The 1,709-nt window shown below is 30.5% G+C and carries 2 protein-coding genes; both read left to right on the top strand.

The window, feature by feature from the left end:
- Positions 1-670 precede the first annotated feature (670 nt).
- A complete protein-coding gene (locus QWC74_RS06715) occupies positions 671-838 on the top strand; it encodes a hypothetical protein (protein WP_006783303.1) in 168 nt (55 codons plus the stop codon).
- 672 nt (positions 839-1,510) lie between these two features.
- Positions 1,511-1,709: SpoIIIAC/SpoIIIAD family protein (locus QWC74_RS06710; RefSeq protein ID WP_288993951.1), on the top strand; the 199-nt coding region annotated here is incomplete at its 3' end.

Below are 1,709 nucleotides of genomic sequence, written 5' to 3'. Positions count from 1 at the left end.
TCCAATTGCTTAGTTTGTGATGAATAATTGTCTGATTTAAATTGACAACTCAGGATTCAAAAAATTTCTAGTGGACTATGAGTGACACATTAAGATTTATCTTTTCGATATTGCTTTAGCTCATTACATTGTAACAGGAGAGAAACGTGATGTCTCTTTTTTTTGATGCCATGAAAAAAGACGTTCCTTCATCAGCATCATCAAATATGATAGAATCGATGAACTTCAGTGCTACTTTTGTTATAGCAATGAAAAAGAGGCCACAAGGACCTCTCTGGGCGAAAAAAATAATAATTATAACGATGTAAAAGGGTAATAGTTAATTAGTGTTAGGTGGACCACTTGATAATGGTCGATTATAATCTTATTATATTTAGGTAAAAAAAAGAAAGAATAAGGTGTAAAAGATGTCTCTTAATGTTGAAAATCACTTTGTATTCTAGTATTTAAATTTTTATAAAAAAAACGCCATAGGGCGCGTTCTAGTATCATGATCGGTGAATATGTCAGTGATTAATTGCTCTATAATCATGTCTTCATTCATTTTATGAAAATTAAGCTTACCTCCTAAGTATATCATATAAAAAATTTTAAAAAAAGAATGTTTTTATGTCGAAAATTCAGATAATATGAAGTTAACAAATTAAGTAACACTAAGGAGGAATGAAGAATGTTAGAAAAAATGAAACAAAATAAAGGTAAATACGGAGCGATTGGAGCAGTGATTTTAACAGGACTCATTTCAGGTGTGGCTTTAAAATCGTTTAAAGAGAAAAGAAGAAATGCAAAGATGCTACAAGAATTGGAAGATGCAGCATTTGAAAATTTTGATATCTAAGATGTTAGAATCTATGCTACTGGATGGATTAAAAAGAAAGGTAGCATCTGAAAAGTGATAATGTGATATTGCTTTTGTACTAATGATGATTCTGTTTGCATTCCGATAGATTTAAGTCCTATTATCAAAAGATAACTTGAGAAAAGACACATAGTTGTGTCTTTTTTAGCGTTGATTATGAAATTTATTTGGTAGTTCTAAATTTTTATCGCAAATATATTGCTACATTCTTGTAGGTTGTGATCATAGTCTATCACTTACGTCTTCAAAGTATGGGTTTAACTCGTAGATAATGAACGCTTTCTGGCATTGCTTCGTTATGGGGTAAGGTTTTAAATCCATTAACACATTAAAATCATCATGTTTTAGAGACTTTAGAGCTTCGACTTTTAAAGTCTTTTTTTATTTTCTTAAGGATAGGTTTTTAGTTCTGGAAGGGGGAGTTATAGGCTCTTTGAGTTGAGAAGTAAAGAATTTTCTTATGAAATTTCGACAGAGCATTCTAAAAATAGGAGGGATTCTGTTTGTAATTTGGGTAAAAGCTCATCTTTTTAATGATATGAATCCATAGCCTTGTAGATTTACTTCCTGAAGATCGTTTATTTGTTATTTTTTAAATAAGTTAAACATAGAGTTAAATAGCAAATTAAACGAAAGTATGAGGTGTAAGGGATGCCAATTGATGTGACTGAAATATTACAATTTGCCGGAATCGGATTCTTGCTAGGAATTATAGGAATGGTTTTTAAAAAGTTAGACATTGCAAAAGACGTCAGTGAGTTAATTACACTTGCTGGTTACGTCTATATGCTTATTTTTATCGTACAACTAATCGAAATATTAATGACCAGTTTACGAAATATCTTCATGT

The organism is uncultured Turicibacter sp. (genome assembly GCF_938044715.1).
Taxonomy (GTDB): domain Bacteria; phylum Bacillota_I; class Bacilli_A; order MOL361; family Turicibacteraceae; genus Turicibacter; species Turicibacter sanguinis.
Note: the sequence above shows the minus strand (reverse complement) of the source record. Positions and strands in the feature narration are given on the sequence as shown.

Coding starts and splice junctions, on each gene's coding strand:
- QWC74_RS06715 (WP_006783303.1), top strand. CDS start 671: ATGTTAGAAAAAATGAAACAAAATAAAGGTAAATACGGAGCGATTGGA.